At 74.0% G+C, this 21,318-nt stretch carries 19 protein-coding genes and 1 tRNA gene; 10 read left to right on the top strand and 10 right to left on the bottom strand.

All coding sequences use genetic code 11. The features are described from left to right. Window positions 1-4 precede the first annotated feature (4 nt). Both Ae717Ps2_RS27320 and Ae717Ps2_RS27315 read right to left on the bottom strand, forming a co-directional pair. Window positions 5-1,813, bottom strand: coding sequence for a gamma-glutamyltransferase family protein (locus tag Ae717Ps2_RS27320; RefSeq protein WP_233147690.1), 1,809 nt, complete (start codon window positions 1,811-1,813; stop codon window positions 5-7). A 25-nt stretch (window positions 1,814-1,838) separates the two neighbouring features. Next, the gene (locus tag Ae717Ps2_RS27315; RefSeq protein WP_075334042.1) at window positions 1,839-3,569 is read right to left on the bottom strand and encodes a TM0106 family RecB-like putative nuclease; all 1,731 of its coding nucleotides are present in this window, start codon (window positions 3,567-3,569) and stop codon (window positions 1,839-1,841) included. Between the two features lie 156 nt (window positions 3,570-3,725). Between Ae717Ps2_RS27315 and Ae717Ps2_RS39410 the strand changes: the two genes are divergently transcribed. After that, window positions 3,726-4,613 carry a DUF6474 family protein gene (locus Ae717Ps2_RS39410; RefSeq protein ID WP_083702514.1) on the top strand — a complete coding sequence of 296 codons (888 nt, stop codon included), beginning with the start codon at window positions 3,726-3,728 and terminating at the stop codon, window positions 4,611-4,613. 48 nt (window positions 4,614-4,661) lie between these two features. Here Ae717Ps2_RS39410 and Ae717Ps2_RS27305 read toward each other — a convergent pair whose 3' ends face one another. The 3 genes from Ae717Ps2_RS27305 to Ae717Ps2_RS27295 are packed head-to-tail and all read right to left on the bottom strand — an operon-like array spanning window position 4,662 to window position 7,242. Next, window positions 4,662-6,065 carry an NAD(P)/FAD-dependent oxidoreductase gene (locus Ae717Ps2_RS27305; protein WP_075312589.1) on the bottom strand — a complete coding sequence of 468 codons (1,404 nt, stop codon included), beginning with the start codon at window positions 6,063-6,065 and terminating at the stop codon, window positions 4,662-4,664. 34 nt (window positions 6,066-6,099) lie between these two features. Continuing rightward, window positions 6,100-6,759, bottom strand: coding sequence for an NAD(P)H-binding protein (locus tag Ae717Ps2_RS27300; RefSeq protein WP_075309229.1), 660 nt, complete (start codon window positions 6,757-6,759; stop codon window positions 6,100-6,102). 27 nt (window positions 6,760-6,786) lie between these two features. Continuing rightward, on the bottom strand, window positions 6,787-7,242 hold the full coding sequence (locus tag Ae717Ps2_RS27295) for a DUF4442 domain-containing protein (protein ID WP_075334041.1): 456 nt from the start codon (window positions 7,240-7,242) through the stop codon (window positions 6,787-6,789). A 188-nt stretch (window positions 7,243-7,430) separates the two neighbouring features. Between Ae717Ps2_RS27295 and Ae717Ps2_RS27290 the strand changes: the two genes are divergently transcribed. The 3 genes from Ae717Ps2_RS27290 to Ae717Ps2_RS27280 all read left to right on the top strand — a co-directional run bounded on the left by Ae717Ps2_RS27290 (window position 7,431) and on the right by Ae717Ps2_RS27280 (window position 10,353). Further along, a complete protein-coding gene (locus Ae717Ps2_RS27290; protein WP_075334040.1) occupies window positions 7,431-8,459 on the top strand; it encodes an NAD(P)-dependent alcohol dehydrogenase in 1,029 nt (342 codons plus the stop codon). 86 nt (window positions 8,460-8,545) lie between these two features. Next, complete coding sequence (locus tag Ae717Ps2_RS27285; protein ID WP_020625500.1) at window positions 8,546-9,613, top strand: amidohydrolase family protein; 1,068 nt, start codon at window positions 8,546-8,548, stop codon at window positions 9,611-9,613. After that, entirely contained in the window at window positions 9,610-10,353 is a 744-nt protein-coding gene (locus Ae717Ps2_RS27280) for an iron-sulfur cluster assembly protein (protein ID WP_075309232.1), read from the top strand. Before Ae717Ps2_RS27285 ends, Ae717Ps2_RS27280 begins: the two co-directional genes overlap by 4 nt. A 179-nt stretch (window positions 10,354-10,532) precedes the next feature. Here Ae717Ps2_RS27280 and Ae717Ps2_RS27275 read toward each other — a convergent pair whose 3' ends face one another. The 4 genes from Ae717Ps2_RS27275 to Ae717Ps2_RS27260 form a co-directional block, all read right to left on the bottom strand. After that, on the bottom strand, window positions 10,533-11,285 hold the full coding sequence (locus Ae717Ps2_RS27275) for a class I SAM-dependent methyltransferase (RefSeq protein ID WP_075309233.1): 753 nt from the start codon (window positions 11,283-11,285) through the stop codon (window positions 10,533-10,535). 10 nt (window positions 11,286-11,295) lie between these two features. Continuing rightward, the gene (locus tag Ae717Ps2_RS27270) at window positions 11,296-11,706 is read right to left on the bottom strand and encodes a TfoX/Sxy family protein (protein ID WP_083695432.1); all 411 of its coding nucleotides are present in this window, start codon (window positions 11,704-11,706) and stop codon (window positions 11,296-11,298) included. A gap of 16 nt (window positions 11,707-11,722) precedes the next feature. Beyond that, the gene (locus tag Ae717Ps2_RS27265; protein ID WP_075309234.1) at window positions 11,723-12,865 is read right to left on the bottom strand and encodes a 5-methyltetrahydropteroyltriglutamate--homocysteine S-methyltransferase; all 1,143 of its coding nucleotides are present in this window, start codon (window positions 12,863-12,865) and stop codon (window positions 11,723-11,725) included. 99 nt (window positions 12,866-12,964) lie between these two features. Then, window positions 12,965-13,753, bottom strand: a complete 789-nt coding sequence (locus tag Ae717Ps2_RS27260) for an IclR family transcriptional regulator (RefSeq protein ID WP_075334039.1) — start codon at window positions 13,751-13,753, stop codon at window positions 12,965-12,967. Window positions 13,754-13,804: 51 nt separating this feature from the next. Here Ae717Ps2_RS27260 and Ae717Ps2_RS27255 point away from each other — a divergent pair, with 51 nt between their 5' ends. After that, window positions 13,805-14,431: a uridine kinase gene (locus Ae717Ps2_RS27255; protein WP_075309235.1), complete on the top strand. Its 627-nt coding sequence runs from the start codon at window positions 13,805-13,807 to the stop codon at window positions 14,429-14,431. Window positions 14,432-14,570: 139 nt separating this feature from the next. On the opposite strand, the gene Ae717Ps2_RS27250 is transcribed toward Ae717Ps2_RS27255, so the two are convergent. Continuing rightward, window positions 14,571-14,656, bottom strand: a tRNA-Leu gene (locus Ae717Ps2_RS27250). A gap of 262 nt (window positions 14,657-14,918) precedes the next feature. On the opposite strand from Ae717Ps2_RS27250, the gene Ae717Ps2_RS27245 reads away from it, so the two are divergent. From Ae717Ps2_RS27245 to Ae717Ps2_RS27225, 5 genes are all read left to right on the top strand, one after another. After that, window positions 14,919-16,253: a DUF3662 and FHA domain-containing protein gene (locus Ae717Ps2_RS27245; RefSeq protein WP_075334038.1), complete on the top strand. Its 1,335-nt coding sequence runs from the start codon at window positions 14,919-14,921 to the stop codon at window positions 16,251-16,253. 110 nt (window positions 16,254-16,363) lie between these two features. Further along, a complete protein-coding gene (locus Ae717Ps2_RS27240; protein WP_075309237.1) occupies window positions 16,364-16,837 on the top strand; it encodes an FHA domain-containing protein in 474 nt (157 codons plus the stop codon). Window positions 16,838-16,971: 134 nt separating this feature from the next. After that, window positions 16,972-18,312, top strand: a complete 1,341-nt coding sequence (locus Ae717Ps2_RS27235; RefSeq protein WP_075334037.1) for a PP2C family serine/threonine-protein phosphatase — start codon at window positions 16,972-16,974, stop codon at window positions 18,310-18,312. Continuing rightward, window positions 18,312-19,826 (top strand): FtsW/RodA/SpoVE family cell cycle protein, encoded by a 1,515-nt coding sequence (locus tag Ae717Ps2_RS27230; protein WP_020622683.1) that lies wholly within the window; start codon window positions 18,312-18,314, stop codon window positions 19,824-19,826. Before Ae717Ps2_RS27235 ends, Ae717Ps2_RS27230 begins: the two co-directional genes overlap by 1 nt. Continuing rightward, window positions 19,823-21,292 carry a penicillin-binding protein 2 gene (locus tag Ae717Ps2_RS27225; RefSeq protein ID WP_075309239.1) on the top strand — a complete coding sequence of 490 codons (1,470 nt, stop codon included), beginning with the start codon at window positions 19,823-19,825 and terminating at the stop codon, window positions 21,290-21,292. Before Ae717Ps2_RS27230 ends, Ae717Ps2_RS27225 begins: the two co-directional genes overlap by 4 nt. Window positions 21,293-21,318: the final 26 nt, after the last annotated feature.

Genomic DNA, 21,318 nt, shown 5'->3' with positions numbered 1-21,318 from the left:
CGTCTCACAACGCGATCGCCGCGCCCACCCCCGACCGCGGGTCGACCGCGGCGTGCAGTGTCCCGGGCCCGCCGCCCCCGGGGACTGCGGCTCCGGTCCCGACCGCGCACATCCGGCCCAGGGACCAGGCGCCCGCGTCGTCCACGGCGTGCCCGCGGCGGGTCAGCCCGGCGAGGGTGTCGGGCCCCAGCCGGGACTCGACGACGAGCCCGTGCGGCTCCCAACCGCGGGGCGCGAAGGACGCGGGGAACGCCGTCGAGTGCCAGGTCGGCGCGTCGATCGCGGCCTGCAGGTCCAGCCCGCCGTGCACGAGCGCGAGCAGGAACGCGAGCTGCCACTGGTCCTGCTGGTCCCCGCCGGGCGTCCCGAAGGCCAGCGCGGGCTCGCCGTCGCGCAGCGCCAGCGACGGCGACAGCGTCGTGCGCGGCATCCGCCCGGGCGCGAGCGTGCTGGCGAGCCCCTCCTCCAGCCAGAACATCTGGCCGCGGGTGCCGAGGCAGAACCCGAGCTCCGGGATCGTCGGCGACGACTGCAGCCAGCCCCCCGACGGCGTCACCGAGATCATGTTCCCGGCGGCGTCGACGACGTCGACGTGCACCGTGTCCCCGCGGGCGACGCCGTCCCGCGACACCGTCGGCTCGCCGGTGCCCGGACCCTCCGTCCCGGAACCGCGCCCGGCGCCCGGGATCGCCGCGTAGTCGCCGATCCGAGGGGTGCGCCCACCCGGCGAGCCGGGCCGCAGCCCGCCGTCCGACGCCGGTCCGATCAGGCCCCGCCGGGCGTCGGTGTAGTCGTCGGAGAGCAGGTCGGCGAGCAGGTCGGGGGGCACGCCGTCGCCGTACCAGGCCTCCCGGTCGGCGAAGGCGAGCTTCGCGGCCTCGGCGGCGGCGTGCACCGTGTCGAGGGTCGCGACACCACCGGGCAGTTCGAGGTCCAGCCCGGCGAGCAGCCGCAGCTGCTGCAGCAGGACCGGCCCCTGCGACCACGGGCCGCACTTCGCGACCGACCAGCCGGACCCGGCGTCGGCGACGAGCGCGTCCTCGTAGTGCGCCGACCAGCCGGCCAGGTCGTCGGCGGTGAGCAGACCGGTGTGGTCGCGCCCGGTCTCGTCCCGGACCGGGGTCGCGGCGAACCGGCCGATCTCCTCGGCGACGAACCCGCGGTACCACGCGTCACGGGCGGCGTCGATGCGTGCCTCCCGGCTCGGGCCGACGGCCTCGTCGAGCAGCCGGCGCCAGGTCGCGGCCAGCACGGGCAACCGCACCCGCTCGCCCACGGCGGGGACCCGACCGTCGGGCAGCCAGGTCGCCGCCGACGACGGCCAGTGCGCCCTGAAGTGGTCTGCGACCGTGCCGATGGCCGCGGGCACCCGCGGGACCAGCGGGAACCCACCCGCGGCGTAGTCCAGCGCCGGGGCGAGGACGTCCGCGAGCTCCCAGGTGCCGTGGTCGCGGAGCAGGGTCAGCCAGCCGTCCCAGGCCCCGGGGACCGTCGCCGGGAGCAGGCCGGTGCCGGGGACGATCGCGCAGCCCAGATCGCGCACCCGCTGCGCGGTCGCGGCGGCCGGGGCGACGCCCTGGGCGCACAGCACCCGCGGGACCGGGTCGGTCGCGGTGACGAACACGGCGGGCAGCTCACCACCCGGCCCGCACAGGTGCGGCTCGACCACCTGCAGCACGAACCCGCAGGCGACGGCGGCGTCGAAGGCGTTCCCGCCCCGCGCCAGCACCGTGGCCGCGGCGGCCGTGCCGAGATGGTGGGTGCTGCTGACCGCGCCGTGCGGCCCGATCCGGTCGTATCCACGAGGCGCCACGCCTCGCATCCTCACACGGACGCGCTCACCCGGTGGCGTCGCGCAGCTCGCTCACCAGTGGGACCTCCAGCACCCGGTCCGAGGACATCCACTCCCGCAGCGCGTGGGTGGCCAGCACGTCGTCGGTGTTGTAGCCGAGCAGCCGCTCCCGCTGGACCGGGTCGGGCTCCCCGCCGTCGAGCGCGACGGCGGCGCGGTACCAGCGCATGGAGTTCTCCCCGCCCGCCTCCGGGTCCCGCCACGAGAACCCGGCGGCGGGGGCGATCTTCTTCAGCCCCTTGCCCTGCGCGCACAGGAACCAGGTGGAGACCACGCCGTAGAGGTCCACCCAGCACGGGTCCGCGACGAACGCGCGCACCTCGGCCTCGGTCGGCACCCCGGGCATCCCGGCGAACCGCTGCGCCGAGGCGAACATCCAGCGGTTCTCGGCCTGCTCGTTGTAGCAGTACGCGGCGAACGTGCGCCCGGACGCGAGCGCGGTCGCACGCACACCGGTGAACCAGGTCCAGAACTCGCCGAACGAGCGGCCCTCGTCGCGGGTGGGGAGCGGGTCCCAGGTCGCGAACGCCCGGTAGCCGGGCTCCGGGTCGCCGTCGCGGGCACCGCCGGGCAGCGTCAGCAGCGCACCCCACAGGTAGGCGCCGGACTCGCCGAAGCTCTCCATGTCGACGTCGACCTCGACGTCGGCGCGGGTGACCGGCACCCGCGGCACCCGGCGGGCGACGGCGAGACCCCGCCGGCGCGCGCGGGCCAGCGCGACGAGGTCGGAGAACGGCGGCCCGGGCAGCGGACCGGTCAGCTCGGCGGGCGGGGCCGCCGGGTCCAGCGCGGCCAGCCCCGCGACGGTCGCGACGCCCGACTCCCGCAGCAGCCGCGCCGTCTCGCCGTGGGCGACCAGGCTGACGTCGTCGACCTCCTCCAGCTCGGCCTCGCACGTCGGCCACCAGGGGCAGCGGCGGCACTCGGTGATCCGCGACGGCGCCGCGAGCGCGGGGCCGCCGGTCGCGGCGGACCGGGCGACGGCGGCGCGGTCGGCGAACCGGGCGTCGTACTCCTCCAGCGTGGACCGGCCGCCGGGCCAGTGCCCGGCCCGCAGGTCGTGCCAGACGACCACGTCCGCGTCGAGCCCGATCACGCCGCCGAGCCGCGGGGCCGACTCCGGCGGCGCCCAGCCCGCGGCCTCCAGCAGCCGGGTCAGCTGGGCCAGGGCCAGCAGGTCGCGCGGCTGGGAGCGGACCTTGCGGTCCGGGTCGTGCCGGGCGCGCTGCGGCCACGGGTCGGTGACGGCGGTGGTGCGCGCCCCCTCCCCCGGATCGGTGATCCGGCGGCGCACGACGAGCAGCGGTACGTAGCCCCCGGTGGGCGCGCGCACGAGCAGCTCCGCGGTGCCGCGCCGGTCGCCGTCGACGGGCAGGACCGCGCCCCAGACCAGCGGCGCACCGGCCGCGACGAGTTCGGCCGTGCGCTCCGCGCGGGCCGCCCGCGGTCCAGCGCCTGCCCCGGCGGGCCCGGCCGCGCCGTCCGGCCAGGTGCTCGCCCAGTCCGCACCCCAGGTGCGCGCGAGCAGCTCGCCGATCCGCTCCCGGTGCGCCGCCGCGTCGGCCCGGCGCTGCTCGATCGCCGGATCCGGCAGCGCCCGCGGCCGCTCCGACGCCGACAGGTCGTGGTCCAGGTGCACCCGACGACGGCACCCGCTCAGCGCCGCCGCGTCCAGCAGGACACGGGGCGCGGTACGGGGTCCGGTCGAAGTGCTCACGGCTCCCGAGGGTAGAGACCACCCCCGACAGGACCGGATCCGCGTGACGCGCCGTTCCCCCGGCCGGGTGGTGTCGGTCCTGCGCGGGCGGTGGGCGGGGCCCTAGGCTGCGTCGACACGGCGATCATCTGCCGAGCCGACCCGGGAGGACACGACATGGGACTGCTGCGCAGGAAGCCGAGCACGGGCGAGCGCGCCGCGGCGGCGACCAGGGAGGCGGCGGTCGACGCGTCGGAACGGGTGCAGTCGGCCACGGTCCAGACCCTCGAGTACACCCGCGAGACCGCCGACAAGGCCGCCGAGAAGCTGCACCGGCGCGCGGTGAAGGCCCGCAAGAAGGCCGAGGCGGCGTCACGACGGGCGGAGAAGGCCGGCCGCAGGGCCGCGCGCAGCACGCGTCGCGCCGTCGGCGAGGGCACCGCCACCGCGAACAGCCTGCTGAGCTCGGCCGACCTCAAGGCCCGCTCGGCCGACCGGAAGGTCGCCAAGGCGGCCGCGAAGGCCGACGCGAGCGCCCGCAAGGCCGAGGCCAAGGCCTCGCACGCCGCGGAGAAGGGCAGGCTCAAGAGCGAGACGCTGGCCGCGAAGCAGGCCGAGCGCGAGCGCAGGGCCCGCGAGTGGAACGCCAAGAAGGTCCAGCGCTACCTGGGCATGGCCAAGGTCCTCGCGCCGCTGCTGGCGCCGTACGCGATGGCCGCGGCCGGGTCGCTGCGTCACCGCCTCGACGACCACCGCTCCCGGCGCCTCGGCGTGTCCCCGGACGAGCTGGGCGGCTACTCCGGCCCCGGCGGCCGGCTGCACGCGCGGCTGTCCCGGATCGCGCGCACCATCACCGAGCTGCGCGAGGACGGGACCGTCGACCGCGACCAGGCCGCGAAGCGGTTCGCCGACGAGACCGAGCCGCGGCTGCACGACCTCGCCGCCGCCGTCCGGGCCGCGGAGAACATGCCCGCCGCCCGCCGCAAGGCCGCCTTCCGCACGGTGTCGGCCGACCTGGACCGCCTCGAGGTCCGTCTGCTCGACCACCTGGGCGTGCGCTCCTGAACCCGCTCCTGCGGGCCCGGTCGACACCGGGCCCGCGGGTCGAGCGCGCTACGCGCGGTAGTTCTCCAGCAGCCGCAGCCACACCTCGCTGATCGTGGGGAACGCGGGCACGGCGTGCCACAGCCGGGACAGCGGCACCTCGCCGACCACCGCGATCGTCGCCGCGTGCAGCAGCTCGGCGACCCCGGGCCCGACGAAGGTGACCCCGAGCAGCACCTCGCGCTGCGGGTCGACGACGGCGATCACCCGGCCGGACCAGTCGTCCGCGGTGAGCGAGGACCCGGCGACGGCGATGTCCATGTCGACCACCCGCACGTCGAGTCCCTCGGCGCGGGCGACCGCCGCCGTCCGGCCGACCCAGGCGACCTCGGGGTCGGTGAACACGACCTGGGGCACCGCGTGGTGGTCGGCGGTCGCCGCGTCCTCGCCCCAGGCGGCGTCGTCGAGCGGACGGCCCGCGGCGCGCGCGGCGATCGCGTGCGCGGCGATCCGGGCCTGGTACTTGCCCTGGTGGGTGAGCGGGGCCCGCCCGTTGACGTCGCCGACGGCGTAGAGCCAGTCCCCGGCGGCCAGCCCCGAGTCGTCGACGACGATCTCGCCGCGCCGCCCGAGGCCCACCCCGACCGAGTCCAGGTCCAGCCCGTCGGTCGCCGGACGGCGCCCGGTCGCGACGAGCAGCCGGTCCACCTCGACCTCGTCCCCGCCGCCGCGCAGCACCGTCGCGTCCCCGGCCCGGCGCACCTCGTCCAGGCCGGTGCCCAGCCGCAGGTCGACGCCTGCCTCCCGCAGCCCGGCCGCGACCCGTTCGGAGGCCTGCGGCTCGGCGCCGGGCAGCACCCGGTCGCCGTGGTTGAACAGCGTGACCCGGGCGCCCAGCCGGGCGTGGGCCAATGCCATCTCGCAGCCGACGACACCGCCGCCGAGCACCCCGAGCCGGCGCGGGACCTCCTTCACCGAGGTCGCCTCGCGCGAGCCCCAGTACTCGACCGTGTCCAGCCCCGCGACGTGCGGGACGACCGGCACGCTGCCGGTCGCGACGACGACGGCGTGGCGCGCGGTCACCTCGGTCTCGGTGCCGTCGGCCGCGGTCACGAGGACGCGCCTGGTCCCGGCCAGCCGCCCCCGGCCACGCAGCACGGTGACCCCGGCTCCCTCGGCCCACTGCACCTGGCCGGCGTCGTCCCAGTCGGAGGTGAAGCTCGTGCGGCGTTCGAGGACCTTCGCCGGGTCGAACTCGGCCCGCACCCCGGGCAGCCGCCGGGCGTCGGCGACGGCCTGCGGGGTGCGCAGCAGTGCCTTCGACGGGATGCAGGCCCAGTACGAGCACTCCCCGCCGACCAGCTCGGCCTCCACCAGCGCCGCGGACAGGCCGGCGTCCACCGCGTAGCCCGCGGCGTTCTCACCGACCGGGCCCGCTCCGATCACGACGACGTCGTAGCTGTGCTCGCTCATGGCACCAACCTTCCCGCAGGAGGCCGGTCCCATGTCACCCCAGAGCGGTGACGGCGTCGACGAGTTCGGTGTCGCCGCCGCGCAGCTCCAGGGTGAGCCCCGCCGTCCACGGTGCGGCAAGCAGCGCGGCGACGGCCGCGGCGGAGTCGTCGCGGGTCACCTCGCCGTACTCGACCGGCGGCGGGGCGAGGGTGACCCGCCCGGTGCCCGGGTCGTTCGTGAGCTTCCCGGGGCGCAGGATCGTCGCGTCGAGGCGCCCGTCGCCGCGGATCGCGTCCTCGGCGGCCTTCTTCGCCCGGATGTAGGCGGCCCAGACCTCGCCGCGCTCGGGGTCGGGCTCGGTGTCCACCCCGGACGAGGAGATCAGCAGGTAACGGCGGACGCCCGCCCCGGCAGCCGCGTCGGCGAGCAGGGTGGCCCCGTCGCGGTCCACGGTCTCCTTGCGCTCGACACCGCTGTTCGGCCCGGCCCCCGCCGCGAAGACGACGGCGTCGGCGCCGGTCAGGTGCCCCGCGAGGTCCGCGGCGGAGACCTTCTCCAGGTCCGCCACGACCGGGCTCGCCCCGGTGGCCGCCACCTCGTCGGTGTGGTCGGGGTTGCGCACGATCGAGCGCACCGTGTGCCCCTGCCCGGCGAGCAGGGTGGACAGTCGCAGCGCGATCTGTCCGTGTCCTCCGGCGATGACCACGTCCATGCGGGCCACGCTAGGCCGGACGGGCGCTCACCGCCTGTTCGGCTTGAGCGTCCAGACGATCGTCATGGCACCGGTCTGCACGCCCTGGGCGTCGGTGATGGTGACGTCGACGGTGAACTCCGGGCGGGTCCCGGCGTCGAGCTCGGCGAGCACCTCACCGGCCGGGCGGGTCAGCACGGCCTCGGCCCGCAGGTCGCCCTTGGCGAGCTTGAGGTAGCGGATCTCCGAGCGCACGACCAGCGGTACGGCGCGGTCCCCGGCCGAGGCGAACGCGGCCAGGCCGACCGCGCCGGAGGCGGTCTCGCCCAGTCCGAACATCACCGCGGCGTGCGGCCCGCCGACGTGGTTGTGCTGGTCGGAGCGGTCGGGGAGGAACGCCTCGACCCGGTCGGTGGTGATCGCCCCGAAGGTGATCCCGGCGGTGGTCACCCACGGCACCGCCTGCGTCATCGCACCGGCGACCCAGCTCGCGTCATCAGCCATGAGCCGACCCTACTCGTCGGTAACCTCCAGGGAAAGCGACGCCCGTTTCCTCATGGTTCTCGCTGTGCGAGAACGAACCCCCTTGTCCGTCGCGCACAACGGGGTTGAGATCGATGTGACAGCAGGCACACCTAGTCCCACCACCACGACGCGCAACGCCGCGCGTCCGAGGCTCGGAGGTACCGCCAGTGAAGGCCGTGCGGGTGCACGCGTACAAGCAGGACCCCCAGATCGACGAGATCGAGGAACCGACGATCCAGGGTCCGCTCGACGTCATCGTCAAGATCGGCGGTGCCGGCGTGTGCCGCACCGACCTCCACATCATCGACGGGGACTGGGCCGACATCCAGAACCCCGACCTGCCCTACGTGATCGGCCACGAGAACGCGGGTTGGGTGCACGCGGTCGGCGACGGCGTCACCAACGTCAAGGTCGGCGACACCGTCATCCTGCACCCGCAGCCGTCGTGCGGGCTGTGCACCATGTGCCGCTACGGGCGCGACATGCAGTGCACCGGGGACGCGTTCTTCCCCGGCCTGTCCAACAACGACGGCGGCATGGCCGAGTACCTGCGCACCACCGCGCGGTCCTGCGTGAAGCTGAACCCGGAGACGAACCCGGCCGACGTCGCCGCGCTCGCCGACGCGGGCATCACCGCCTACCACGCGGTCCGCAAGGCGGTGCCGTTCCTCTACCCGGGCACCACCGCGGTCGTGCAGGGTGCGGGCGGGCTGGGCCACATCGGCATCCAGGCACTCGCCGCGCTGACCGCCACCAAGATCATCGTCGTGGACCGGAACCCGGACGCGCTGGAGCTGGCGAAGCAGATCGGCGCCGAGGAGACCGTCGTCGCCGACGGCAACCAGGTCGAGGCCGTCCAGGAGCTCACCGGCGGCGGCGCCACGGTGGTCTTCGACTTCGTCGCCGAGCAGGGCGCGGAGAACGACGCCTGGGCGATGACCGGCCCGGCCGGCTACAACTTCGTCCTCGGCTACGGCGGCACCCTGTCCGCCCCCACGCTGGACTTCGTCGCCGGCGAGAAGAACGTCATCGGCAACATCGTCGGCACCTACAACGACCTGGCCGAGCTCATGGTCCTGGCCCAGGCCGGGAAGGTCACCCTGCACACCGTCCAGTACAAGCTCGACCAGGCACTGGAGGCGCTGCACGACCTGGACGCGGGCAAGGTCCGCGGCCGGGCGATCCTCGTTCCCTGACTGGTCAGTCATACGTACGTACAAGACGAACGTTCTTTCCCTGACCCACCACCGATCAGCAGAGCTGCTGACGCAGGAGGAACCACATGTACGAAAAGGACGGCGAGAAGTACTTCATCGTCGACTCCCACAGCCACTTCTGGGACGCCTCCCGGGAGAACTGGGTCGAGGGTCGCGAGCAGTACGCCAAGGGCTGGATCGACTGCTTCTACGGCTACCACCAGCTCGGCCCGCCCGAGACCCACTGGGACTGGGAGCACTACCTCAAGGTCTCGCAGGACGACTTCGAGCGCGACGTCTTCATCGAAGGCCACGTCGACCACTCGATCTTCCAGTCGACGTACCTCAAGGAGTGGTACAAGAACGGCTTCAACACCGCCGACCAGAACGCGGCGCTGCTGGAGAAGTGGGGCGACCGGATCATCGTCAACGGGCGTTTCGACCCGCGTGACGGCGACGAGGGCATGAAGGAGTTCGAGGCGGACTGCGCGAAGTACCGGCACAAGGGCGTGAAGCTCTACACCGCGGAGTGGAACGGCAGCTCCCGCGGCTACAAGCTCACCGACCCGGAGTGCTACCGCTTCCTGGAGCGGGCCCAGGAGCTGGGCATCAAGAACATCCACGTCCACAAGGGCCCGACGATCTGGCCGCTGGACAAGGACGCGTTCGACGTCGCCGACGTCGACCACGCGGCCACCGACTTCCAGGGCCTGAACTTCATCGTCGAGCACGTCGGCCTGCCGCGCATCGAGGACTTCTGCTTCATGGCGGTGCAGGAGCCCAACGTCTACGCCGGCCTGTCGGTCGTCGTCGGCGGCCTGATGCACGCCCGCCCGAAGTTCTTCGCCAAGGTGATGGGCGAGCTGCTGTTCTGGGTCGGCGAGGACAAGATGACCTTCGGCAGCGACTACAACATCTGGACGCCGAAGTGGCAGGTCGAGGGCCTGGTCGACTGGCAGATGCCCGACGACGACCAGTTCGCCGACTACCCGCGCCTCACCACCGCGTCGAAGAAGAAGATCCTCGGCCTCAACGCGGCGAAGCTCTACGACATCGAGGTCCCGGCCGACTGCCGGCTGCCCGACACCACCGCCGACGAACCCATGGCGCCGGGCGAGGAGCTCGTCGACAACACGGCGGGGGCGCAGGCGTGACCCCGCGGCCTGCTGAGAGCCCGCTCCGGCAGGCCGTGTGGTCCGCGCTGGGGACGGTGCTCGACCCGGAGCTGGACGAGCCGATCACCGAGCTCGACTTCGTCGAGTCGTGGACCGTCTCGCCCGCCGGTGAGGTCACCGTCGGGCTCCGGCTGCCGACGTTCTTCTGCGCTCCGAACTTCTCGTTCCTGATGGTCGCCGACGCCTACGACGCGGTGACCGCGGTACCGGGAGTGACGAGGGCGGAGGTGACGCTGGCCGACCACCACGCCTCCGACGAGATCAACGGTGGGGTCGCGGCGCACGCCGGGTTCGTCAAGTCCTTCGAGGGCTCGATCAACGGGGAGGCCGCGGCCGAGCTGGACGAGCTGCGGCACACGTTCCTGGCCAAGGCCGCGCTGGCCGGCCAGGACCGGGTGGCCCGCCCGCTCGTCGACGCCGGCCGGAGTCCCGACGAGCTGGCCGGGCTGACGCTCGGCGAGCTGGCCGGGACCGAGGCCGACACCGAGGAGCTGACCCGGATGCGGACCCGCCGGCGGACGATCGGCCTGCCCGCCGGCGACGACGCACCGCTGCTGATCCACTCCGACGGCACCGCCGTGACCGTCGAGCAGGTCCCGCTGCACCTGCGCCGCGCGCGGTTGCAGCGGGTCGGGATCGAGACCAACGGGGAGTACTGCAAGGGCCTGCTGAAGATCCGCTACGAGACCGGCCGGACGGCGGCGACCGCCGGCCGCTGACCACCGCACGCGACCTCCGGGCCGCGCCCCTCCCCGAGGGACGCGGCCCGGACGTGCGCACGCCCCCGGGTCCGCGCACTGAGCCGGAGTTCGCGCGCATCGCCGCAGTTCGCGCGCTGATCCGCAGTCCGCGCGCGTCACGGCACGCGCGGGGAACGGATCAGCGCGCGAACCGTGGATCATCCCGCGGGCGGGCCGGCGTCCAGGACGCGCACGGTGTCGGTGAGGCGGTAGCCCGCGCCGTGCGTGAACGGGGCCAGGGCGTCGAGCAGGGCCGCGCGGACGGCGGCGGGGCCGGCATGGCGCGCCGCGTGGCGCCCCGGACCGGACGCGAGCACGCCGGCGACGAGGTCGTCGGCGTCGTCGTGCACCACCGGGACCCGCACGACGGCGATCTCCCGGACCGCCAGCCCGGCGAGGCCGGCCAGCCGTTCCAGCCGGGAGGGGTCGGTCAGCGGGGGCGCGCCGACGCCGCTGCGATCCGGTCCGGGGTTGTTCTGCGGCGGCGGGGGCGCGGCCCCGGTGAGCGGGGCGAGCGCCGCCCCGATGACCGCGGCGTCGCACTCGTCGGGCGTGCCCCAGACCGTGGCCCGCACCGCACCGCCCGGCGCGCACACCCGGCCCGCCTCGCGCAGCGCGAGCACCGGGTTCGTGAGGTGCTCCAGCACCTGCACCAGAGCGACCAGGTCGAACGCGTCCTCGGCGAAGGGCAGCTCGTGGGCGTCGGCGACCTGCAGCATCGCCCCGGGAACGGCTCGCTCGGCGGCGGCGAGCGCGCGGGGTTCGGTGTCGACGCCGGTGACGGCCAGCCCGGCCGCCGCCGCGTCGACGAGCAGCCGTCCGGCCCCGCAGCCGACGTCGAGCAGCCGCGAGCCCGGCGCCGTTCCCGCCAGGACACGGTCGGACAGCGGGGACGCGGCAGCGGTGCTCACCCCACGGACGCTAGCCCCGCCGGCGCCCCGGTGGGGATGTCCCCGCGGCTCGACGCTCCGATCGGACGGGCTTCGAGCGGACGCGCTTCGGTGGCAGGGTCTCCACGACCGCGACCGCCTCGGCGACCCAGCCGGCGAGTTCCGGGCCGTCGAGGTCGTCGACGTCGGGCTCGCCGGTCACCCACAGCCAGCCGGCCATCTCGCGACCGCCCATCACCATGCGTGCGGTCCGCGGGCGCTCCAGCAGCTCCGCGGAGCGGTCCGCGGCCACCCGTACGAGCAGGCCGCCGCGCCCGCTCGCGGCCACGGTCAGGTGCCCGTCGAGCAGGAAGGCGTACCCGCCGAACATCCTCTTCTCGGTCACCGACCGCCCCGCGAGCAGGGCGCGGAGGCGGGCGGCGAGACCCTCGTCGTAGGCCACCGGGCGAGTATGGCCCTCAGCGGCCCCAGACGTCCTCGGCCACCGAGACGATCAGCTCCAGCTTGCGCTTCTGGTCGTCGACGGTCAGCTCGTTGCCCTCGACGGTGGAGGAGAACCCGCACTGCGGCGACAGACACAGCTGGTCCAGCGGCACGTACCGCGCCGCCTCGTCGATCCGGCGCTTGAGCGCGTCCGGGTCCTCCAACGCCCCGGACTTGGTCGTGACCAGCCCGAGCACCACCTGCTTGCCCTTCGGGACGAACCGCAGCGGGGCGAAACCACCGGAGCGCTCGTCGTCGAACTCGCAGAAGAAGCCGTCGACGCCGAGGGTGCCGAACAGCGCCTCGGCGACGTGGTCGTAGCCGCCCTCCGCGGCCCACGAGGACCGGTAGTTGCCCCGGCACATGTGGGTGGTGACGTACATGTCCGAGGGCCGGTCGGCGATGGCGGCGTTGATCTGGCGGATGTAGCGCAGGTGCTGGGTGTCCGGGTCGTCGCCCTTCGCGGCGAGCTCCTCACGGTGCGCCGGGTCGTTCAGGTAGGCCAGCGCGGTGTCGTCGAGCTGCAGGTAGCGGCACCCGCGTTCGTACATCGCCCGGAGCTGGTCGGCGTAGGCGCCGGACAGGTCGGACCAGAACTCCTCGATGTCGGGGTAGACGTCGGTGGAGATGACCGCCCGGCCGCCGCGGGCGTAGACCATGCTCGGCGAGGGGATCGTCAGCTTGGGGGTCGCCGTGGTGACCTGCGTGGCGAGGTAGTCGAACGCCGAGGCGAAGACGGGTTCGTCGAGGTGCACCCGGCCGTCGACCGTCATCCCGGCGGAGGTGAAGTTGTTCCGGCCCGCCGCGTTGCGCATCGCGACCTCGACCCGGCCGGAGGTCTTCGTGATGCCGCCGAGGGCGTAGATGAAGTCCATGTGCCAGGAGGTGCGGCGGAACTCGCCGTCGGTGGCCGACCGCAGGCCGACCGACTCCTGCAGCGCGACGACGTCGGTGATCGCCGCGTCCTCGGCCGCACGCAGGCCCGCGGCGTCGAGCTCACCCGCGGCGTGCCGCTCCCGGGCCGCGAGCAGGGCGGGCGGCCGCAGCAGTGAGCCGACGTGGTCGGCCCGGAAGGGCGGGGCGGTGCGGACGAGCGACTCCACTGTCTTCTCCGGCATCCGGCGAACGTATCGCCGTGTCCGCATGTCCGCCGACATCACTTCCGGATGATGGAAGGTCCATCGCACCCCGTCGCCCATCGGGCCACCCTGGCGGGCTCAGCCGGACGCGGCGACCCCCGGCGCGGCGGACAGGTGCCGGGCCAGCGGCACCGCGGCCTCGCGCACCGCGCGTTCGAGCTCCCAGCGGCGCCCGGTGAAGTCAGCCCGGCTGACGACGACCGACAGCGCGGCCCGGCCGCCCGGGTGCGGCACCGCCACCGCGAGCCCGGCCCGGCCGCGGGCGTGCTCCTCCACCTCCACCGCGACCCCCGCCGAGCGGACCCTCAGCAGGTCGCGGTCGAGCAGCCGCCGGTCGGTGAGCGTGTGCGGGGTCAGCGGCGCCAGCGGCCCGTGCCCGAGACCGAGACCGAGGACGTCGGCCAGCCGGCCGCCGTCGAGCCCGGCGAGCAGGGCCTTGCCCGGTGCCGTCGCGTGCGCGGGCAGCGGCTCCCCGGTCACCGCGCCCGGTCCGGGGTGCGCCGCGCAGGTCTCGGTGTGGGCGACGACGACGTCGTCGGACCGCAGCACGGCCAGCACCACCGCCGCGCGGGCCGTGGTGTGCAGCTCGGCGAGCACCTCACGGGCCGGGGCGGGCGGCACGATCGGGTCGGTCATCCCCCGGTAGAGCCCGACGACGCGATAGCCCAGCCCGTACCCGCGCTCGGCGTGCAGGCGGACCAGGTAGCCCTCCTCGACGAGCGTCCCGAGCAGCCGGTAGGTCGTCGGCAACGGCAGCTCCAGCCGACGGGCGAGGGCCTTGGCGCTGACCCCGTCGCCCGCCTCGGCGACCGCCTCGAGGACCCGCAGCGCTCGGCGCAGCACCGCTCCAGCGCCGTCGCCGACCATCCGCCTAGTGTCGCTGCGGGACCGAGGGCACGCCAGGACCGGGAGGACGACATGGCAGGGGCGTTCCGGCCCGTCGACCGGGCGGGACTCGCGGCGCACCTGGCCGAGCGCGCCACGGAGCTGCCCGGCCGGGTGCGCGTGCTCGTCGACGGCGCCCCGCCAGCGGCCCCGCTGGAGCTGGCCGGGGCGGTGGCGGAGCGGCTGCGCGCCGGCGGCCGCCCCGCCCTGGCGGTGGACGCCGACGACTTCCTGCGCCCGGCCTCGGTCCGCCTGGAGCTCGGCCGTACCGACCCGGACATGTTCCTCGACGGCTGGCTCGACGAGCCCGCGCTGCGCCGCGAGGTCCTCGCCCCGATGGAACCCGAGGGCAGCGGCCTGGTGCTGCCCCGGCTGCGCGACACGGTGCGAGACCGCGCCTACCGCGACGAGCCGGTGCCCCTCGGGCCGGACGGGGTGGTGCTGCTCGCCGGCGGGCGGCTGCTGGGCCGGGGCCTGGCGGCCGAGCTGACCGTGCACCTGCGCGTCGGCGGGGCGGCGCTGCGGCGCCTGCTGGCCCCCGACGACGCGTGGACGGCCGCCGCGTACACCCGCTACGAGAGCGAGGGCGACCCCGGTTCGCACGCCGATGTCCTCGTGATGGCCGACCATCCCGACCGCCCGGCGCTGCGGGACGCCTGATCGGCGCACAGCGTCCGAGCACGGAGCGTGGCCGGAACCCGGAAAAGAGAAAAGCGAGACCGGAACGGGTGACACCCGGAACCGATCTCGCGATGGCGGTGGTGACCGCCGGAGGGGGAGAATCCCCGATGAGGGGAGGTGGTGGGCGAGGAGGGAGTTGAACCCTCACGTCCTTTCGGACACACGGACCTGAACCGTGCGCGTCTGCCATTCCGCCACTCGCCCGAGCGACACGAGAAAGTTAGCACCCTGCTCGGCGGTCGTTCGCAGGGGGGTCCCCTGCACGTCGACCACCGGCCGGAGGGGGTCGCGACGGGCGGGACACGGGATGCGCGGCGGCGCCGGGCCGGGTACATCGGAGGGCAGCACGCCGGTGGCACGGCGGGGCCGATCACCCGCTCGTGCCGGGCCCCGCCGGGCCCGGCGGATAACACAGATACGATCGGTCGCACATCACCGACACGCCGATGCGGATGGAGGAGATCTTTTGGGCCGCGTGGACCGCTTCGAGCGCCGACTTCAGGGGTTCGTGGGCGACGCCTTCGCGCGGGTCTTCGGAGGCAGTGTCGTCCCACAGGAAGTCGCACAGGCACTGCTGAGGGAAGCCGAGGACAACGTCGAGCAGCTCGCCGGAGGTCGCCAGCTGGCGCCCAACCGGTACACCGTTCTGCTCAGCCCCAGCGATCTCGACCGGATGGCGGGCGACGAGGACGGGGTCGTCCGATCCCTCTCGTCGCACGTGGCGAAAGAACTCACCGACCAGGGCTGGGACACCTACGGTGAGGTCGTAGTCTTTCTGGAGCGCTCCGAGGCGCTGCACACGGGACAATTCCGCACCCGCTCCGCTGTCGACCCCGACGCTTCCCGTCGGGCCGCCAACCGAGCACGCACCGCAGGAGAAGCACCCATGAGCCAGCAACCGGGCCACCCCGAGGAGAACGGGCAGTACGGATACGACCGGGGCGCACCCGGCGGGTACGGCCAGCAGACCTACGCTCCTCAGGGGTACGACCAGGAGCAGCAGGGCGGCTACGGCCAGCAGCAGCAGGGCGGGTACGACCAGTACGGGCAGCAGCAGGGCGGCTACGGCCAGCCCGGCTACGACCAGTACGGGCAGCCCCAGCAGGGCTACGGCCAGCAGCCCGGGTACGACCAGCAGCAGCCCGGCTACGACCAGTACGGGCAGCAGCAGGGCGGCTACCCCCAGCAGGGCTACGGCCAGCCCCAGCAGGGCGGGTACGACCAGTACGGCCAGCAGGGCTACGGCCAGCCCCAGCAGGGCGGCTACCCCCAGCAGGGCTACGAGCAGGGCTACGACGGCTACGGCCAGCCCCAGCAGGGTGGCTACGGTCAGCCGCAGGGCTACGCCCAGCCCGGCTACCCGCAGCAGGGTGGCTACGACCAGGGCTACGACGGCGGCTACGGCCAGCAGCAGGGCTACGCCCAGCCCGGCTACCCGCAGCAGGGTGGCTACGACCAGGGCTACGACGGCCAGGGTTACGGCGGCCAGGGCGGCTGGGGCGCTCCCGCGCAGCTGACCGCCATGCTGATCCTGGACGACGGCTCGAACCGCAACTACCAGCTGGCCGAGGGCACCCACGTCATCGGCCGCGGTCAGGACTCCCAGTTCCGGCTCCCGGACACCGGCGTGTCCCGCCGGCACCTGGAGGTCACCTGGGACGGCCAGGTCGCGACCCTGAACGACCTGGGCTCGACCAACGGCACCACGGTGAACAACTCGCCGGTGCAGTCCTGCCAGCTGACCGACGGCGACGTGATCCGCGTGGGTCACTCCAGCCTGGTGTTCCGCACCCAGGGCTGAGCCACCCGCGGAGCGGAACCCGCGCAGCGACAGCGGTGCGTCCCCGCCCGCCCGGTGATCCACCGGGCGGGCGGAACGTGCAGAAACACGAGAAGGGCGAGTAGGACGACGTGCCGGAACTGGTACTGCAACTGACCCGGGGCGGCTTCCTGGCCCTCCTGTGGCTGTTCGTCCTGCTCGCGCTCCAGGTCGTCCGCTCCGACCTCTACGCGGCGTCCGGTCTCCGGGCGGCCGCACCCGGCCGTGCCGGCGGGGGCCGGGCCACCCGGGTCCGCGGCGGTGGCCGCGGCAAGGTGGCCCGCCAGCTGCTCGTCACCCAGGGTCCGCTGGCCGGCAGCCGCATCACGCTCGACTCCCGGCCGATCCTGATCGGCCGCGCCGACGACTCGACCCTCAAGCTCGACGACGACTACGCCTCCACCCGGCACGCGCGCATCTCGCAGCAGGGTGACGACTGGTACGTCGAGGATCTCGGGTCGACGAACGGCACCTATCTGGAACGTAATAAGGTCACCGGGCCCACCCGGGTCCCGCTGGGGACACCGGTCCGCATCGGCAAGACGGTGATCGAGCTGCGATCGTGACGGACACGGACCGACCATGAGGTACCGACCGTGAGCCCGACGCGACCGACCGCTCCCCCGGTGCCGCGGCCGTCCGACCGGTCCCGCGGCGCGGGATCCGACCGACGTGCCCCGACCGAAGCCGGAGCCGCCCCGTGACACTGGTGCTGCGCTACTCGGCCCGCAGTGACCGCGGACTGGTCCGGCAGAACAACCAGGACGCCGTCTACGCGGGCCCCCGCCTGCTCGCCCTCGCCGACGGCATGGGCGGCCACGCCGCGGGCGAGGTCGCCTCGTCCCTGGTGATCTCCGCACTGGCGCCGCTCGACGACGACGTGCCCGGCGACGACCTGCTCGCCGAGCTGCGGGACGCGACCCACGACGGCAACGAGGCGATCTCCCGCCACGTCGCCGAGGCCCCCGACCTCGATGGCATGGGCACCACGCTGACCGCGATCCTGTTCGCGGGCTCGCGCCTGGGCATGGTCCACGTCGGCGACTCGCGCTGCTACCTCCTGCGTGACGGCGAGTTCACCCAGATCACCAAGGACGACACGTTCGTCCAGTCGCTGATCGACGAGGGCCGGATCACCGAGGAGGAGGCGCACACGCACCCGCAGCGGTCGCTGCTGCTGCGCGCCATCACCGGGCAGGACGTCGACCCGTCGCTGTCCATCCGCGAGGCCCGCGCCGGTGACCGCTTCCTGCTGTGCTCCGACGGCCTGTCCGGCCCGGTCAGCGACGAGACGCTGCACGACACGCTGACCGACTACGCCGACCCGCGCGAGTGCGCCGACCGACTGATCGAGCTGGCGCTGCGCGGCGGCGGGCCGGACAACATCACCTGCATCGTCGCCGACGTGGTGGACGTCGACTACGCCGACGACGCCCCGATCATCGGGGGCTCCGCCGGCCGCAACCCGCGCGCCGGCGACGGCGACTACCGCCACGACGAGCGGACCCCGCACTCCTCGGCGCAGCGCGCCGCCGCCACCACGCTGCCCCGCACCGAGCCGGTGCGCCTGGAGCCCGCCGCCGCGGAGCAGCCGCGGCGCCGGCGCGGCCTGCGTCCGGCGCTCGCCCTGCTGGGCGTGCTCGTGGTACTGGTGGCGGGCGTGTTCGTCGCCCGGGCCCTGGTGCTGCAGCAGTACTACGTCGCCGTCGACCAGAACCAGGTCGCGATCTACCAGGGCGTGCGCGGCAACGTGCTCGGGGTCCCATTGCAGCGGGTGGTCGAGTCCACCGACATCGGCCTCGACGACCTGCCGCAGGCGGTCCGCAGCCAGGTCACCGACGGCATCGTCTCCGACGACGGCGAGACCGGTGCCCGGCAGACCGTCGACCGGCTCCGGGATCGCATGCTCCCGCTCTGCTCGACACTGAACCCGCCGCAGCCGCCCCCGGTCGTCCAGGTGCCCGGCGCCCCGCCGGTGACCACGACCCCGCTGCCGACCGCGACCCCGGAACCGGGCCGGAACTGCCGGCTCGACGGCTGATGGCCACGGGCAGCTCCGCCACGGAGCCGACCACGCCCACCGGCCGCGGCATCGAGCTGTTGATGCTGGGCCTGGCCGCCGTCCTCACCACCGGCGCGCTGGTCCTGGTCGAGGCGAACCAGGAGCAGTCGCTCACGACCGACCTGTTGTGGGTGGGCCTGGCGTACCTCGTGCTGTTCGCGGGGGCGCACGTGGCGGTGCGCTTCCTGGCGCCCTACGCCGATCCGCTGATCCTTCCGTCGGTCGCGCTGCTCAACGGCATCGGCCTGGTGATGATCCACCGGCTCGACCTGGCGAAGGCCGCCCGCGCCGAGGCCACCGGGAGCCCGGTGCCGAGTGGGCTGATCAGCGCCCAGATCACCTGGACCGTCGCCGGCCTGGCGTTGTTCGCGCTGGTGCTGTTCTTCGTCCGGGACCACCGCACCCTGGCCCGCTACGGCTACACCGCGGGCTTCGTCGGCCTGGTCTTCCTGGCGATCCCGGCGCTGCTGCCGTCGTCGATCTCCGAGGTCAACGGCGCCAAGCTGTGGATCCGCATCCCGGGCGGCCCCGGCATCCAGCCCGGCGAGTTCTCCAAGATCCTGCTGATCATCTTCTTCGCGGCCTACCTGGTCCAGAAGCGCAACCTGCTCTCCACCGCAGGCCGTCGCTTCCTGGGCATGGAGCTGCCCCGTGCCCGTGACCTGGCGCCGCTGCTCGTCGCCTGGGGGCTGTCGGTCGGCGTGCTCGTGCTGCAGCGCGACCTCGGCAGCTCGCTGTTGATCTTCGGCCTGGTGCTGGTGCTGCTCTACACCGCGACCGAACGCGTGTCGTGGATGGTGATCGGGCTGCTGGCGTTCTCCGGCGGCGCCGTCGTCGCCTACAACCTGTTCGGCCACGTGCAGACCCGCGTGCGGATCTGGCTGGACCCGTTCGCCGACTTCAGCGGCGGTGGCTACCAGCTCGCGCAGGCGCTGTTCGGGCTCGGCACCGGCGGCGTCGGCGGGACCGGGCTGGGTGCCGGCCGGCCGGACATCGTGCCCTTCGCCGAGTCCGACTTCATCTTCTCCTCGCTCGGCGAGGAGCTCGGGCTGATCGGGCTGGCCGCGATCATGCTCGTCTACCTGGTGCTCATCACCCGCGGACTGCGCTCGGCACTGGCCGTGCGCGACTCCTACGGGAAGCTGCTCGCGACCGGGCTGTCGTTCTCGGTCGCGCTGCAGATCTTCGTCGTCATCGGCGGGGTGACGAAGCTGATCCCGCTGACCGGCCTGACGCTGCCGTTCCTGTCCTACGGTGGCTCGTCGCTGCTGGCGAACTACGTGCTGGTGGCGATCCTGCTGCGGATCTCGCACGTGGCCAGGGCACCGCTGCCCGTCCGGCCCGCGAAGCCGCGGGCGCCGATCGCCGAGGCCAGCACCGAACTGGTCCAGCGTCCCGGTGCGGGCCGGTCCGACACCCGTGACGACAACCGCGCCGACGGTGCCGCCAACGCCGCCAACGCCGCCAACGCCGCCCAGAGGAGCGAGACGTGAACCGCCCGGTCCGCCGCGTGGCCCTCGCCGTGATGGTGATGATCGTGGTCCTGCTCGGCAACATCACCTACGTGCAGGTCGTCATGGCCGGCCAGTACCGGGACGACCCCCGCAACCAGCGCTCGCAGATCGACGAGTACTCGCGTCAGCGCGGGCAGATCGTCGCCGGCGGGCAGGTCCTCGCGCAGAGCGTCGAGGGGAACGGGCGGCTGCGCTTCGCGCGCCAGTACCCGCAGGGCGAGATGTTCGCGCCGGTCACCGGCTTCCTGTCGACCGTGTACGGCAAGACCGCGCTCGAGCGGTCCGCCGACGAGGTGCTCAACGGCACCGACGACCGGCTGTTCGTGCGCAGGCTGTCGGACCTCATCACCGGCCGGGACCCGGCGGGCGGCAACGTGGTGACCACCATCGACCCCGAGGTGCAGCGCGCCGCCTACGACGGGCTGGCCTCCCGCGGGTACACCGGCGCCGTCGTCGCGCTGGTGCCGCAGACCGGCGAGATCCTGGCGATGGCCTCGACTCCGTCGTTCGACCCGAACACGCTGGCCTCGCCCGACCCCGCCGAGCAGCAGCGGGCCTGGCAGCGCTACGGCGCCGAGGACCCGGACCCGAGGACCAACCGGGCGATCAACGAGATCGAGCCGCCCGGCTCGACGTTCAAGCTCGTCACCACCGCGGCCGCCCTGCAGAACGGTTACACCCCGGACAGCCAGCTCACGGCCGCCCGCAGCATCCAGCTGGCCGACTCCACGACGACCCTGGAGAACTACAACGGCTCGGCCTGCGGCGGCGGGGCGACGGCGTCGCTGCGCGAGGCGCTGGCGCGCTCCTGCAACACCGCGTTCGCCCAGCTCGGCGGCGAGCTCGGCGCGGACAAGCTCCGTGCCCAGGCCGAGGCGTTCGGCATCGGCCGCACCGACCTGCAGATCCCGATGCCGGTCACCGCGTCGCAGGTCGGCCCGATGTCCGACACCCCCTCCACCCAGCAGTCCGCGATCGGGCAGCGCGACGTCCGGCTGACCCCGATGCAGCTGGCGATGATCGGCGCCTCGATCGCCAACGGCGGCCAGACGATGGCCCCGCACCTGGTCAAGGAGATCCAGAGCCAGACCCTGGATGTCGTCGACACCACCGAGCCCGACCGGATGTCGCGGTCGATGCCGGCCGACGTGGCCCGCACCATGACCGACCTGATGGTCGGCTCGGAGGACCGGACCTCGGGCGGCGGCAAGATCACCGGCGTCCAGATCGCGTCGAAGACCGGTACCGCCGAGCACGGCACCGACCCGAAGAACACCCCGCCGCACGCCTGGTACGTGGCGTTCGCCCCGGCGGAGAACCCCAAGGTCGCGGTAGCGGTGCTCGTCGAGAACGGCGGCGACCGGGCGCTGGAGGCGACCGGTGGCTCCGTCGCGGCCCCGATCGGGCGGGCCGTGATCGCCGAGGCGCTGCGGGACGCCCAGTGAGCCCGCGGGACCCGGCCCGGCGCAGG

Source organism: Pseudonocardia sp. Ae717_Ps2 (assembly GCF_001932475.1).
Taxonomy (GTDB): Bacteria; Actinomycetota; Actinomycetes; order Mycobacteriales; family Pseudonocardiaceae; genus Pseudonocardia.
The sequence above is the reverse complement of the archived record's forward strand: the minus strand, read 5'-3'. Positions and strand labels throughout refer to the sequence as shown.